Source organism: Anaerostipes sp. PC18, from assembly GCF_039789045.1.
GTDB lineage: Bacteria > Bacillota > Clostridia > Lachnospirales > Lachnospiraceae > Anaerostipes > Anaerostipes hominis.
This window is the reverse complement of the sequence record NZ_CP121164.1, coordinates 1,846,878-1,859,498: the sequence shown is the minus strand read 5'-3', so window position 1 is coordinate 1,859,498 and position 12,621 is coordinate 1,846,878. Positions and strand designations below refer to the sequence as shown.

Below are 12,621 nucleotides of genomic sequence, written 5' to 3'. Positions count from 1 at the left end.
TACCACACCAAAATGAGATTGCCAAAATAAATCATCCGGCAGTGGAAAGAAAAGAGGGTCCCATTCGGCTCTAATGCCTTTTTAGAGGGAACGATCTGATCATTCTTGCTGATTAAATAAAAGAATGATGTTATAAATTTATGTTTTGAAAGTGGGGAGGAGTACAAAAATGTTATCTTTCACCAGTAAATAGAAGGTAATAAAAGACAAACTATGGGGTCTGAAATAAAGATTGGGGATATTCGTTTGTCAGAATATGAAGATGATTGGAAATAAAATTTTTGATTTTAGCTAAGTTTTAACACTGAAATTACCTACATAATTTTTTGTTAGATAGTCATTATTAGACTATCTAACATTTTTATTTTGATGAATTCTATACCACTCAGAAACGGTTAAGTTGCCATTTGTTGTGATGATGCGATTTCCGTTTTCTGTGAGATACACAACCCGACCAACTAGGTTTTCTCCCGTTGCGGCATCCACGCCCTTGATCTTTTGACCTCTGGGATGAATCGCTTGATAGGATGTCGATTCCTTGGTGCGATCTTTAAAATAGTCTTTTTCCATGTTATCTCCTTTTTTAATACTCTGATCGTAGTATAACAAAAAATAATTCTTATTCATACTATTTATGAGAATAGAAAGGATGAGGCGTTATGGATCAGAAGTTAAACAATGGAAAGATTTTTGTAGAAATACCGGATTTCGAGCATGGCAATGTGCCTGTTTCCTTAGCAGCAAAGGTCATGCACAAAGATGTTTTGTTTGTTCGATTGGGGCTGCAGCAAGGAGAGCTGCCATTTGGCAGTGCTTTTGTTAAGGAAGGAAGCAGTCAATATGACTATTATATTTCTCCATTTTTATTTTGGCAGTATACCGGTTATGTCTATAGAGGAGATGACTGCGTTTAAAAAAGAGAAGCAGCACGCTTTTCTTTTTTTTGTGCTTTATGATATAATAGCGCATAAACTATTTGAATAAAGGTGGTGAACAGGATGGACTTATTTATTCCAAAAGAGACCTTAGACATATTATCTTATAAATCAACGTTGGGAAGAAGTTTAAAACAAATTTCACTTCGGAATACCCCATTACAGCGAATATTAGAAGATATAGAGAGATATCGTGCCAGCTATATTGATGTATTGGTACAGGAGAATTTAATCGGTTCGAGATTTAAAAGTGATGATTCTATCATTCGAAAATATGAAAAAACGATTAGAACCGGCGGCGGATTCAAACAGTGTTTTAATGACATTCTTGGATTCAGACTTAGATTCGAACAATATCCTGAAGACTATCCGGATTATTTTAGAGTTGTAGATTTGAGAAAAGGGAAAAAGATTGACGATGGTTATCGTGCCATTCACTTGTATTACCAAAGAGATAATCTGGCATATCCAATAGAAATTCAGTTGTGGTGTGGAAAAGATTATTTATTTAACATTTGGAGCCATAGATACGTTTATAAATATAAAAATGCTGAAATAGGGAAAATACTTTATAAGGAATATGATGATAAAATAATTAGTAGTGAAAAAGATTTTTTGGAACGTCTAAATTATTGGGAAGGAGAGATAAATGGGAGATAAAAATATTTATATTGTTGCGAAGATCTTTGATAGGCAGGGATGCTTAGCATATAAGTGTAAAACCGTGAATGAAGCACGTTGTTTACCAGGCACTTTAGAGGCTTTGCGGGCAGATGGAGTTCAGATTGTCATCCTTGATAGTCCAGATATTTATTCGGAATATGAACCTTATCAATATGTAGCGGATATGAAAGATTTTATCGATATGGTTAGTAATATGAATCGTTCTGCGTAAGAGACAGTGATTGATGAAGATGTACGAGTTAGAGTTCGTTAATAGCATCTTAATAAGAAATGTTCTCCATTGCTATCATTTGCTTTCAATAGGAATGTATAGGTGACATATAGGTTACAAAAACGACGCAACCCCTCCTGTTTATGCGGATTGTAAGCTTCGATTGAGGAGAGCGCCAAAGAAGGTAAGTTCTAGTTAAAAGTTCAAAAATATATCAAGAAATGGCTTAAAACCGTGGTTTTTAGGTCATTTCTTTTTTTATACAAACAATATGGAAGGAACTGTATAAAAACTGCAAAATCACTTTCGTATGTTACTTATATGTTACACTTGGGTTAAGCAGACACTTACTGTATCCTATATAATAGGAAAAGCATTTTGGATCAAAAAAGAAGAACTATGGTATATCACAGTGTTCCTTAATTCATTATGAAAGTATTTTTAATATAAATAGTATGGAAAAATAGGAGTTATTTAAGAATTATGTATGAAGGACTTAAAATAAATATATAATACAAAGAAAACGAACGAAGAATGACAAGCCTAGAAACTGCTCTGGGGTGTTTCCTCGACAGCTATATATGATTGGATGGGAACCTTTCCTATAAAGGTCGCTATCGCTTAGGTAACCAATTCATATTTAGGCATCCGGCAGTATTATTCACCGTAAAAGATAAAAATCGTTGTCGGCTTTTTCCTCCTTCATACTTAGCATGATAAAAACTGTGATTTTTATGGATTTTTTCGTAAGATCCCTTTTGGAAGAAGCTGAAAGCGATGAGTTAAATGGCTTCAAATCATGGGATAATGATGGTATAATTAAGTCGTAATTTAAGGAAAGTATAACAATTAAGTTAAAATTGTGTAGAAGACTAAGAATAGTGTATGGTGTATAGTTAAAAGCGTATAAATTTGTTCAAAAGAGTATGTGACCGAATCCGGTCATACACTCCTCTTACTATTATCCTGAAAATGAGGGTTTGTCCTCTTTTGTTTATTTATAGATTACAGATCACAAAGTTTTTTTAGCAAAGTTATTGAATCCGATAATAATTCCAATACGCCTCTATAAAATCCATTAATTCTTGTAATTCTTCCGGATCAGGTAAAAGACCGGCAACCCTTTTTCGCTTTTTCCCTGGTGCGTAATAATGGATTAAAATCTGATACCTTGGCTTAAATGAACGTGGCCCAGATACATCATTCTTTTTAACTTCTGTGATCCAATCCCAAGATATATCATTACCTCGTACGCTGATTTCTTTTTCGTTCATATAAAGTTGTGGTATTTTTCTTCTGCAATAATAGATTAATTGTAGGGCGCCTATGCCGAAGAACAGAAAACAAAAAATGGAAAAAAATAATCCAAAAGAACTAAGATGAACATTTCTGATGATACACAGAATGCCAATATCCAAAAGAACTAAAAAGAAGATGTTTATCAGATCTCCTTCATTATCATTCCAACAAAATTCAATTCCATTTTCTCAAAATTTCTGCATAGTTCTCACTCCTAATGATTTTTCTTTAAATTATTATATGCCGCAGAGGAAATGGCGTCTATCTGCATCCCATAGTTAAAATAGATTTTTAGGGTTACGAAAGAAAATCTCTTTTCGACATACTAAGAATTAAGAAGGCAAGGATCTAAGGAATGGCTTAAAAACATTGGTCTGAACCAAAAGAGAAAGGAAGTTATTAAAAATTACTATCATCCATATCCAGCCTTTTTCTATATCCAAATCATATGTTATAATATAATTACGACAAAAAAGAATTCGGAGGGAGAAAAATTGATTTGTCCGAAGTGCGGGAAAGAAAGTGTAGAAGATGCTTTGTATTGTGAGTGGTGTGGCACCCATTTGAAAAATAAAGAGATTTGTCCGAAATGTGGGAGAGGGAGTGTTGAGGGTGCCTTATATTGTGAATGGTGTGGTACATCTTTAGAGCCTAAAACCAGTCACAAAATCTATCTCATTTACAACAATAAAAAAAGTATAAGAGTTCTATTTTGATAACTTTAGCATTTGTGTTGGGCGGATTTTTTATATTAAGTAACAGCAATGAAGAGTTAGCGGAATATCACATTAAAGGGCCGGGTCGATTCCTTACTGGAAATCCTCTCGGTTTAAGATTGGTTGGATGGATTCTTCTTATTGTATCTATGCTGATACTGATATTATATTTATATGGTTACAAAAAGCAAACGACCAAACCCATTATTAAATTAGATGCAGAAGGTATAGAGAGTTATTTTCGTAGTAATGGTTTTATAGGAAAGATTTGTTGGAATGAGATTACAAATTTATATCTTACATATGTGCAAGGTGCAAGATACTTAATCATTGATTTTAAAACTAAAAAAGAGGTATACGAAGCTTCAAGAAAATATGGATTGTTCGATAACCACTCGATTAAAAAAAGAGATTTAAAGTCAACATGCTTATCATTGGGTATGGTAGATATGAGTGATGAAGAAATTATGGATGTTATATCTACATTTCAACAAGAGTATAAAAAGAAAACTTGATACAATCTTAATGTGTCTCTATAAAAACAGATAATAGATTTTTAAATAATATAGGGAATTGACTAAAGGCCTAATCTGCTTCTATAAGCTGATTTTAGAATCCAGCTTATAGAAGATCATTTCTTATAGAAAAGGAGGCAATAAAGAAATCACTATAGATCATTCTTATGAACATCATACCAGAGTGTGTGAAACTTTTTCTGTAAAATAGAACTTAGAAGGTTCTTCTATGATAAAATAAAAATCATAGGAGGGCCTTTTATTATGGCAAGAGAAAAGAAACCAGTACACAAAGTACAAATGACGGAAGGGAAACGCAACATCATCCATCAGCTCCTGGAGGAATACCATATCCAAACAGCGGAAGATATTCAAGATGCCCTGAAAGATCTCCTTGGCGGAACCATCAAGGAAATGATGGAAGCGGAACTGGATGATCATCTGGGATATGCAAAATCAGAACGCTCCGACAATGAGAATTACCGGAATGGATACAAACCAAAACAGGTAAATAGCAGTTATGGTTCTATGCAGATCCCTGTGCCACAAGATCGGAAATCTACTTTCGAACCACAAGTGGTGAAAAAACGGCAGAAAGATATTTCTGATATTGACCAAAAGATCATTTCCATGTATGCAAAAGGGATGACGACCCGGCAGATATCAGAAACCATGGAGGAGATCTATGGCTTTGAAACCTCGGAAGGATTTATCTCTGATGTCACAGACAAGATCCTGCCCCAGATTGAAGATTGGCAAAACCGGCCACTGGATGAGGTCTATCCAATCCTATATATTGACGCCATCCACTATTCTGTCCGTGACAATGGAATGATCCGTAAACTTGCCGCCTATGTCATTCTTGGGATCAATGCGGAAGGGAAGAAAGAGGTACTTACGATTCATGTTGGAGAGAATGAAAGCTCAAAATACTGGCTGTCTGTTTTGAATGAGCTGAAAAACCGGGGCGTAAAGGACATCCTTATCATCTGTGCGGATGGTCTTACAGGCATAAAGGAGGCCATTGCTGCTGCATTCCCCAAAACAGAATATCAGAGATGCATTGTCCACCAGGTGAGGAATACCTTAAAATATGTTCCAGATAAAGACAGGAAGGCGTTTGCAGCAGATTTAAAGACGATCTACCAGGCATCGGATGAAAAGAAGGCCCTTGCAGCCCTTGAACGTGTGACAGAGAAATGGACACCCAAATATCCGAATTCGATGAAACGCTGGAAGGACAACTGGGATGCTGTTTCTCCCATCTTCAAGTTTTCAGCAACCGTCAGGAAGGTGATATACACAACCAATGCCATAGAATCACTGAATTCCACCTATCGGAAGCTGAACCGCCAGAGAAGCGTATTCCCAAGTGATACGGCGCTGTTGAAAGCGCTGTATTTAGCGACATTTGAGGCTACAAAGAAATGGACGGTAACGATGCGCAACTGGGCACAGGTATATGGGGAGTTAAGCATCATGTACGAGGGACGACTTCCAGAGTAATTCAAAGACGGCCTAAAACGGGCGGATTTACCGGTTTTTATCTGTTTTATTTGTGATTTCTATATTACAGGAAGGCTGACATGGTCTTTGGTTGTCACTGCCTCCCTCGTATTCAGCTGGCTGCTTTTCTTGCCTTTATTAAAGGCGAAACAGGGCTGTATAAAGATGACACTTTATGTACTCAGCGTTACGATATTCATTTATCTGTTTGTTTTAGGGCAGATTTTAAATCTTCCTATGGTGTATACATTAGGTTCTGCTGTTTCAGGAGTCTCTTTAGCAGGAATTTGGTGTATGTACTTTCTGTTTTATAAATTAAAACACAGATTGTGGAGTGCGTTCGGAGGTTTATTTTTGTTGGCCATTGCTGTGAGCCTGACAATTAATCATTTGACATCCTATTTCTTGAAAGATTATACGTCAGATATGATCAGCGATGCGGTCAATGTTATTTCGCTGGTCATATTGTCAATGATCTGCTTTGCAGTCGACCGCTATGTGGCTAAGAAAAGATATTAAGACAGAAATATGGCAGGCTGCCATTTAAAATCCGGTTGTACCGGATTTTTTTCGTTGCAAATGAGTTTTGTCGTAAACTCTACGGAGCGTTGATTGTGTTTTTATGCTGGGTTTCTTATAATGACAAATGAGGTGAGAAAGATGGATAATAAAAATGTCGGAGGAGGCCTTTTTATTTTGGGGCAAAGCAGAGAGGAATTGGCGGAATATCATATCACTGGATCAGGTCGTTTTTTAACAGGAAATCCAGATGGACTAATTATTGTAGGCTGGCTATGCATTATACTTTTTGGTGCTTTTTTATAATTCCTTTTATTGAATTATAAAAATTGTGCGAAAAGACCATGGTTTGTATTAAATTCAGATGGCTTCTATAGCTATTCAACTAATAGCGGATTTAAAGGAATGATTGGCTGGAATGAAATCATGAATTTTCATATGGATTTACAAAATTTTTGTCACTTTCCGAAGCTGCCGGTTGAAGCCTTCAATGGCATTGGTTGTTATATCAGCCGTCTGACTGCTTCCGGGTATTTGAAATAAGTCAAAAGCGCTGCCCAGTTATCGTGCCAGGATTTATAGATTTTAGGGTATTTAGCGTCCCATTTGTCCTTGAACAGCTCCAGTTCGTTTTAGGCAATTTCTTCGGTTGGTGCAGCATATACACCTTTCAGATCTGCTATCAGTTTCTTGATATCCTTGTATGATACAAATTTTGTGGAATTCCGAATCTCATGAATAATATACTGTTGTATCTCTGTCTTTGATTAAACAGCTTCTATCGCCTGCGGAAAGCCGGTAAGTCCATCAACGCCCCGGTTCTTAAGACTAATCCTAAAAGATAACCAAAGTTTTGCACTTTCATTTTCACCTACATGAATATCACCATAGCTGGTATGCTCGGTCTTTTGTGAATGTCCGTTATGGCTGTTGTCAGTATCCTTATTCCGGTGATCATATTTTGAATAACCGAATTCTTTGTTAAGTTCCTTATCCAGTGCACCTTCCAGAAGCACTGACATCATGTCACGCATGACGGAGTTAACATCCGTGCCGGTTTCGATGCTGATATCATTTAACTTCAAATAATCATGCATCATTTCCCTCATTGCTGCTTTTTGTGGGCTGTCATTCTCCCCTGCCATAAATAAAACCTCCAAACTGACTAATCTTATCTTACATCAGTTTGGAGGTTTACAAAAACTATGTGATACTCTCGTTTGTTGATTATAAAAGCAATTATAGTGGTGTTAATGAGTGAAATCGTTCTTCATAAACTTTGATCAAATCATCTCTAAAGTCAGGATGTGCAATCTCAATCAATGCTTTTGCTCTTGCTCGAAGTGTTTTTCCCTTCAAGTGAGCGATACCATATTCTGTGACTACGTAGTCAACATCATTTCTTGAAGTTGTCACAGCAGCTCCTTCATCTAGTAGCGGAACAATCTTTGAGATTGTTCCTTTTCTTGCAGTAGAAGGCATAGCAAGGATCGATATGCCGTGTTTTGCCATAGAAGCACCTCGAACGAAGTCTACTTGTCCACCAACTCCACTGATCTGAGTCAATCCAACGGATTCTGAACAAGCCTGTCCCATTAAATCAACTTGAACGCTAGAATTGATACAGATAATATGGTCATTTTTTGCAACGATTACTGGGTCATTGGTAAAGTCCGCAGGGTACATAGCAACATTTTCATTGTGATCTACAAAATCATAAAGACGTTTTGTTCCCATAAGAAAGTTTGCTACCATTTTTCCAGGAAGTAGTTCTTTTTTTGCGTTTGTAATAACTCCGGCTTCTGCTAATTCAACCACACCATCTGAAAACATCTCAGAGTGAATTCCAAGATCCTTTTTGTCTTTTAGGCAAAGAAGTACCGCATCTGGGATTGCTCCGATTCCTAATTGAAGTGTGTCTCCATCCTGGATCAAAGATGCACAGTTAGCTCCGATGGCTTTTTCCACATCAGATAGCACTGCTGGCTTTAATTCTGGAAGAGGTGTTGAATGTTCTACAAAGTAGTCGATTTCAGAAACGTCCATTAAACTGTCACCATAAGTAAAAGGCATTTGGTCGTTTACTTGAGCTATAACGATTTTAGCATTTTGGGCAGCGCCTTTTGTATAGTCTATAGAAACGCCAAGACTGACTCTTCCGTTTTCATCTGGAGGTGTGACAGAAATCAGTGCCACATCTACTGGAAGTTCTTCTTCAAACAATCTTGGGATTTCATGGAAGAAACAAGGAGTATAATCTCCACGTCCCTCAGCAACTGTCTTTTTGGTATTTGCACCAATAAACAGAGCATTGTGACGGAAATGTTTTTCCATTCCTTCCTGTGCATATTCACTTTTTCCAAGTGAAACCATATGGCAGATCTCTACGTTGTGAAACCATTCTTTATTTTCCGCCATTACGGTAAGAAGATAAGAAGGTTCCCCTGCAGCGTGTCCCGTTACGACACGTCCGCCATCAGGAATATTTTTTAAAGCAACTTCAGCTGAAGTTGATCTTTCTTCATAAATCTTTTTCCAGTCCATCGTTTCCTCCTAAAGAATCTTATTCTTCGATTTTTGCAATTGTCTTAGCAAGTTTTTTCTTCATAGGAAGGTTACCTTGACGAGCAATCATGATTCTTTGTGCCTGAGGTGATCCGGCTCCGTGCATAGACTCTGTACGATATCCAACAGCAGCACTTCCAAGGGTTAAGTTTTCGATCAAACGTAAGATACGTAGACGATTTTCAGTAGAAACATCCTCCACGCCACGAAGGTATTTGTCTATGTATCCTCCTAATTTAGGATTTTTTAAGTCCTTTTCAGATGGTGCAGTTACCATTAATCCACCAGCAATATCTTCTGCAAGACGAGCGATTTCATAAGGGAAACGAGTGACATTTTGCTTGCATACATTTGCCAATAGTAAGTCGATCATGTAGTTTCCTGATTTTGTCTTTGTACCTTCTGCTGAACAGGCAATACCACAGCAGTATAAAGTTTCATTTAAGTGAGTCATTTCGATTAATTTGTCTTTGACATGAGAGGCTCTTTGAGCTCCGTTGTATTCTGCAGCAACAGCAGTAGCACCAATCAAGACGTCACCAACACCTACTTTACATCCACCGTAAGATTGTCTGTGGTATCCGGCAAAACGTTCTACTAATACTCCAGCAAATTCATATTCTCCATTTAAGAAGATTCTATCATTTGGTACGAATACGTTATCAAATACGACCAAAGCTTCCATTCCACCAAATTGAGAGTTACCAACGTCGATTTGGCTTCCTTCTAGTTTTCTTGTGTCACAAGATTGACGTCCAACGATCATGAAGATTCCTTCAGAGTCAGTTGGTACTGCAAATGAAACTGCATAATCTTTGTCATCTTCCCCCATGGCGATGGTAGGCATTACGATCACTTCGTGGGAGTTGATGATACCAGTTTGATGAGCTTTTGCTCCGCGAACAACGATTCCATCTGGACGTCTTTCGACTACATGAAGATACAGATCTGGATCAGCTTGTGCATGAGGTGCTAAAGAACGATCTCCCTTTGGATCTGTCATGGCTCCATCGACTGTTAAATCCTTTTCTTGTACATACTTTAAGAAGCTTAAGAAGTTTTCGTGGTAGTTCGTTCCGTGAGCTTCATCTGTTTCAAACGTCGTACTATAAACTGCGTTAAATGCATCCATTCCTACACATCTTTGGAAACAAGCAGCTGTCTTTTGTCCGCATAAACGTTGCATCTTAACTTTCTTTACTAAGTCGGCAGTGCTTTCATGAATGTGAGTAAAACGGTTTACGATTTCTCCTGTATATGGAGATTTTGTTGTCATTAACTCTTCGTATTCTGGATTTCCTGCTAAGTCATAAGTTGCTTTGACTGAATTTAATGATGGACGTAAGATTGGGTCATCGACTGGGTTTTCGATTTTCTCTCCAAACATATAAACTTGAAGATTTAACTTCCTCATACTTTCCACATATTCATTTCCTGTCATTAAAGCCATAATTGTATCCTTCCTTTCTTGAATCATGAATAGTTCAAATGTTCCAAGTACATATAGCGTACTGAAATTATGATTGAATAAAAAGCAAAAGCCGTGCCAACTTAAAAAATGTTAAGATTCTGAAAAATGAATGCAATAAATGCAGAAATGCAACAAATCTACGATTCAAAAATGCAACAAGAAAATATTTGTTGCAAAAATGCAACGAGAAAGAAGGATAGAATTTAAAAGGTATCTGAATCCACACGAAATGAGGATGGCATAAGTTTTGCTATAATAAATAAAATGAAAAGAATTATAGTAGGAGGAAACAGAAATGTTACATGAAATAGAAAAGGTATTAGAAGAGGACGTAAGACCACAATTATTATCTCATGAAGGAAATGTAGAAGTTGTAGATGTTACAGATGGAGTCTTAAAAGTCAGATTGCTAGGACAATGTTCTGGATGTCCATCTGCTACACTAACGACAGAAGAATTAATTGCAGAAGCAATGAAAAGTCGGATTCCAGAGATCAAGGATGTTGTCTTAGTCAATCAGGTAAGTCAAGATTTGATCGATATGGCAAAGAAGATCCTAAGTCACGGAAGATAAGGAGCTTATTATGGAAATTGGGGTCAAGTTTTGTGGTGGCTGTAATCCAAGATATGATCGTGGACGAGAATTAACTGCACTCAAAGGAAAGTTTCCAGATGTGACTTGGGTTTGTGGAAGTTCAGATCAAGTATGTGATTATTGGTTGGTCATTTGCGGGTGTTCAAGAAGATGTATAGCCACGCAAGAATTGTTAGTGCGAAAGAAAATCTTATTACTAGAAAGTCCTATAGATTTTCAAAAGGCAGTGAAACAGATTAAAAAGGATCAAAGATCCAGAGGAAAGCAGGAACGAAAGGCTCTTACCGTTGGAGATGAAGCAGCCATGGAAAAGAAAGTGACCAAAGAGGTGGTAGAAGCATTTGCAAGTTTAACAGGTGACTATAATAAGATGCATATGGATACAGAATTTGCGTCTAGACAGTGGTTTCAAAAACCAGTTGCTCATGGGATGTTTTCATCAAGTCTTCTTTCGTCTGTTATGGGAATGAAGCTTCCTGGAGATGGAACGATCTTGATGGAGGAATCTAGCCAATTTCAAAAACCAGTGTACCTTGGAGATAACATTACAGCAAAGATCACATTTCATTCCTATCAGGAGGAACGTGTATTTTATATTGGAACATTCCATGGAGTATGCACCAATCAAAATGGTGAGATTATCACCGAAATGAAAGCAAAACAAATGATGATGAAACATTTATTTCAGGTAAAAGAAAAAGGAGAATGAAAATGACAAACTTAGAAAAATACAACAAAGTATTTCAAGTAATTTTAAAAAAAGAAGGAGAAGAATTAAAGGAACTTCGTTATCGAGGAGTTCCGGAATGGGACTCCATGGGACATATGAATTTGGTAGGAGAACTGGAGGAGAAGTTTGATATTATGCTAGATACACCAGATATGTTAGCCTTTAGTTCTTACGAAAAAGGAAAAGAAATTTTAAAAAAGTATGGGGTTGAAATTGAGAAAGAGGATGCCTAGACTATTTGTCTTAGAAGATCGTTTGACACAGAGTAATTGTTATCTGATGGAAGATAATGGAAGTGTTCTGATCATTGATCCAAATGACCATGAACGAATCCTAAAAATCATAAGAGAACATCAATGGAACATAGATTATATTTTATTGACTCATGAACATTGTGACCATATACAAGGATTAAATGGGGTGCGTAGAGGATACCCGGAAGCATTGGTCATCGCAACCGCTGTATGTAGTGAGAATCTTGGAAACCGAATCAAAAATATGAGTGGTATGATGGGTACTTATTTACACTTCAAGTATGGAGGTGACAAAAAGTATGTTTATTCATCGATTTTATGTAATCCTGCAAATCTTACGTTTGATCAAGAATATGAGTTTCATTGGAAAGGGCATATGATTCAAATGGAACTTGTACCAGGACATACCATGGGAAGCTGTTGTATAAGAATGGATGAAACGATTTTATTTTCAGGAGATTATTTGATTATGGGGGAAGAAGACATAACCAGATTGCCAGGAGGAAATGAAGAGGCATATGAAACTTATGCAAAGCCTTGGATCGAGGCGTTAGAAGATGGAATTCATATTTATCCCGGACACGGAACAGATTATATCTTAAAAAAAGAAAAGAGGTGAAA

The 12,621-nt window shown here is 36.9% G+C and carries 17 protein-coding genes; 11 read left to right on the top strand and 6 right to left on the bottom strand.

Annotated features, from left to right (window positions below):
* Nucleotides 1-348: 348 nt before the first annotated feature.
* Nucleotides 349-570 carry a hypothetical protein gene (locus P8F77_RS10110; RefSeq protein ID WP_347256061.1) on the bottom strand — a complete coding sequence of 74 codons (222 nt, stop codon included), beginning with the start codon at nucleotides 568-570 and terminating at the stop codon, nucleotides 349-351.
* 89 nt (nucleotides 571-659) lie between these two features.
* On the opposite strand from P8F77_RS10110, the gene P8F77_RS10105 reads away from it, so the two are divergent.
* From P8F77_RS10105 to P8F77_RS10095, 3 genes are all read left to right on the top strand, one after another.
* Complete coding sequence (locus tag P8F77_RS10105) at nucleotides 660-914, top strand: hypothetical protein (RefSeq protein WP_034549329.1); 255 nt, start codon at nucleotides 660-662, stop codon at nucleotides 912-914.
* An 84-nt stretch (nucleotides 915-998) separates the two neighbouring features.
* Complete coding sequence (locus P8F77_RS10100) at nucleotides 999-1,595, top strand: hypothetical protein (protein ID WP_024727457.1); 597 nt, start codon at nucleotides 999-1,001, stop codon at nucleotides 1,593-1,595.
* Nucleotides 1,585-1,830 (top strand): DUF6718 family protein, encoded by a 246-nt coding sequence (locus P8F77_RS10095; protein WP_148460410.1) that lies wholly within the window; start codon nucleotides 1,585-1,587, stop codon nucleotides 1,828-1,830. The genes P8F77_RS10100 and P8F77_RS10095 overlap by 11 nt, the downstream gene beginning before the upstream one ends.
* A 1,034-nt stretch (nucleotides 1,831-2,864) precedes the next feature.
* On the opposite strand, the gene P8F77_RS10090 is transcribed toward P8F77_RS10095, so the two are convergent.
* Nucleotides 2,865-3,104 carry a hypothetical protein gene (locus P8F77_RS10090; protein WP_143266103.1) on the bottom strand — a complete coding sequence of 80 codons (240 nt, stop codon included), beginning with the start codon at nucleotides 3,102-3,104 and terminating at the stop codon, nucleotides 2,865-2,867.
* A 737-nt stretch (nucleotides 3,105-3,841) separates the two neighbouring features.
* Here P8F77_RS10090 and P8F77_RS10085 point away from each other — a divergent pair.
* The 4 genes from P8F77_RS10085 to P8F77_RS10070 all read left to right on the top strand — a co-directional run bounded on the left by P8F77_RS10085 (nucleotide 3,842) and on the right by P8F77_RS10070 (nucleotide 6,691).
* Nucleotides 3,842-4,360, top strand: coding sequence for an STM3941 family protein (locus P8F77_RS10085; RefSeq protein WP_347256060.1), 519 nt, complete (start codon nucleotides 3,842-3,844; stop codon nucleotides 4,358-4,360).
* A gap of 264 nt (nucleotides 4,361-4,624) precedes the next feature.
* Nucleotides 4,625-5,866, top strand: a complete 1,242-nt coding sequence (locus P8F77_RS10080; RefSeq protein ID WP_347256059.1) for an IS256 family transposase — start codon at nucleotides 4,625-4,627, stop codon at nucleotides 5,864-5,866.
* A gap of 165 nt (nucleotides 5,867-6,031) precedes the next feature.
* Nucleotides 6,032-6,385: a hypothetical protein gene (locus tag P8F77_RS10075; RefSeq protein WP_347256058.1), complete on the top strand. Its 354-nt coding sequence runs from the start codon at nucleotides 6,032-6,034 to the stop codon at nucleotides 6,383-6,385.
* A gap of 141 nt (nucleotides 6,386-6,526) precedes the next feature.
* Complete coding sequence (locus P8F77_RS10070; protein ID WP_347256057.1) at nucleotides 6,527-6,691, top strand: hypothetical protein; 165 nt, start codon at nucleotides 6,527-6,529, stop codon at nucleotides 6,689-6,691.
* A gap of 197 nt (nucleotides 6,692-6,888) precedes the next feature.
* On the opposite strand, the gene P8F77_RS10065 is transcribed toward P8F77_RS10070, so the two are convergent.
* From P8F77_RS10065 to P8F77_RS10050, 4 genes are all read right to left on the bottom strand, one after another.
* The gene (locus P8F77_RS10065; RefSeq protein WP_347256444.1) at nucleotides 6,889-6,969 is read right to left on the bottom strand and encodes a hypothetical protein; all 81 of its coding nucleotides are present in this window, start codon (nucleotides 6,967-6,969) and stop codon (nucleotides 6,889-6,891) included.
* 183 nt (nucleotides 6,970-7,152) lie between these two features.
* Nucleotides 7,153-7,530: a transposase gene (locus P8F77_RS10060; RefSeq protein WP_330625703.1), complete on the bottom strand. Its 378-nt coding sequence runs from the start codon at nucleotides 7,528-7,530 to the stop codon at nucleotides 7,153-7,155.
* Nucleotides 7,531-7,624: 94 nt separating this feature from the next.
* On the bottom strand, nucleotides 7,625-8,929 hold the full coding sequence (locus P8F77_RS10055; protein ID WP_024727473.1) for an acetyl-CoA hydrolase/transferase C-terminal domain-containing protein: 1,305 nt from the start codon (nucleotides 8,927-8,929) through the stop codon (nucleotides 7,625-7,627).
* A 19-nt stretch (nucleotides 8,930-8,948) separates the two neighbouring features.
* On the bottom strand, nucleotides 8,949-10,400 hold the full coding sequence (locus tag P8F77_RS10050) for a 4-hydroxyphenylacetate 3-hydroxylase family protein (protein ID WP_024727474.1): 1,452 nt from the start codon (nucleotides 10,398-10,400) through the stop codon (nucleotides 8,949-8,951).
* Nucleotides 10,401-10,716: 316 nt separating this feature from the next.
* Between P8F77_RS10050 and P8F77_RS10045 the strand changes: the two genes are divergently transcribed.
* From P8F77_RS10045 to P8F77_RS10030, 4 genes are read left to right on the top strand one after another with little or no spacing between them, the layout of a single operon-like run.
* The gene (locus P8F77_RS10045) at nucleotides 10,717-10,995 is read left to right on the top strand and encodes a NifU family protein (protein ID WP_024727475.1); all 279 of its coding nucleotides are present in this window, start codon (nucleotides 10,717-10,719) and stop codon (nucleotides 10,993-10,995) included.
* A gap of 10 nt (nucleotides 10,996-11,005) precedes the next feature.
* Complete coding sequence (locus tag P8F77_RS10040) at nucleotides 11,006-11,725, top strand: MaoC family dehydratase (protein WP_024727476.1); 720 nt, start codon at nucleotides 11,006-11,008, stop codon at nucleotides 11,723-11,725.
* A gap of 2 nt (nucleotides 11,726-11,727) precedes the next feature.
* Nucleotides 11,728-11,979, top strand: a complete 252-nt coding sequence (locus P8F77_RS10035) for a hypothetical protein (protein WP_024727477.1) — start codon at nucleotides 11,728-11,730, stop codon at nucleotides 11,977-11,979.
* Nucleotides 11,980-12,001: 22 nt separating this feature from the next.
* Nucleotides 12,002-12,619, top strand: coding sequence for an MBL fold metallo-hydrolase (locus P8F77_RS10030; protein ID WP_347256056.1), 618 nt, complete (start codon nucleotides 12,002-12,004; stop codon nucleotides 12,617-12,619).
* Nucleotides 12,620-12,621: the final 2 nt, after the last annotated feature.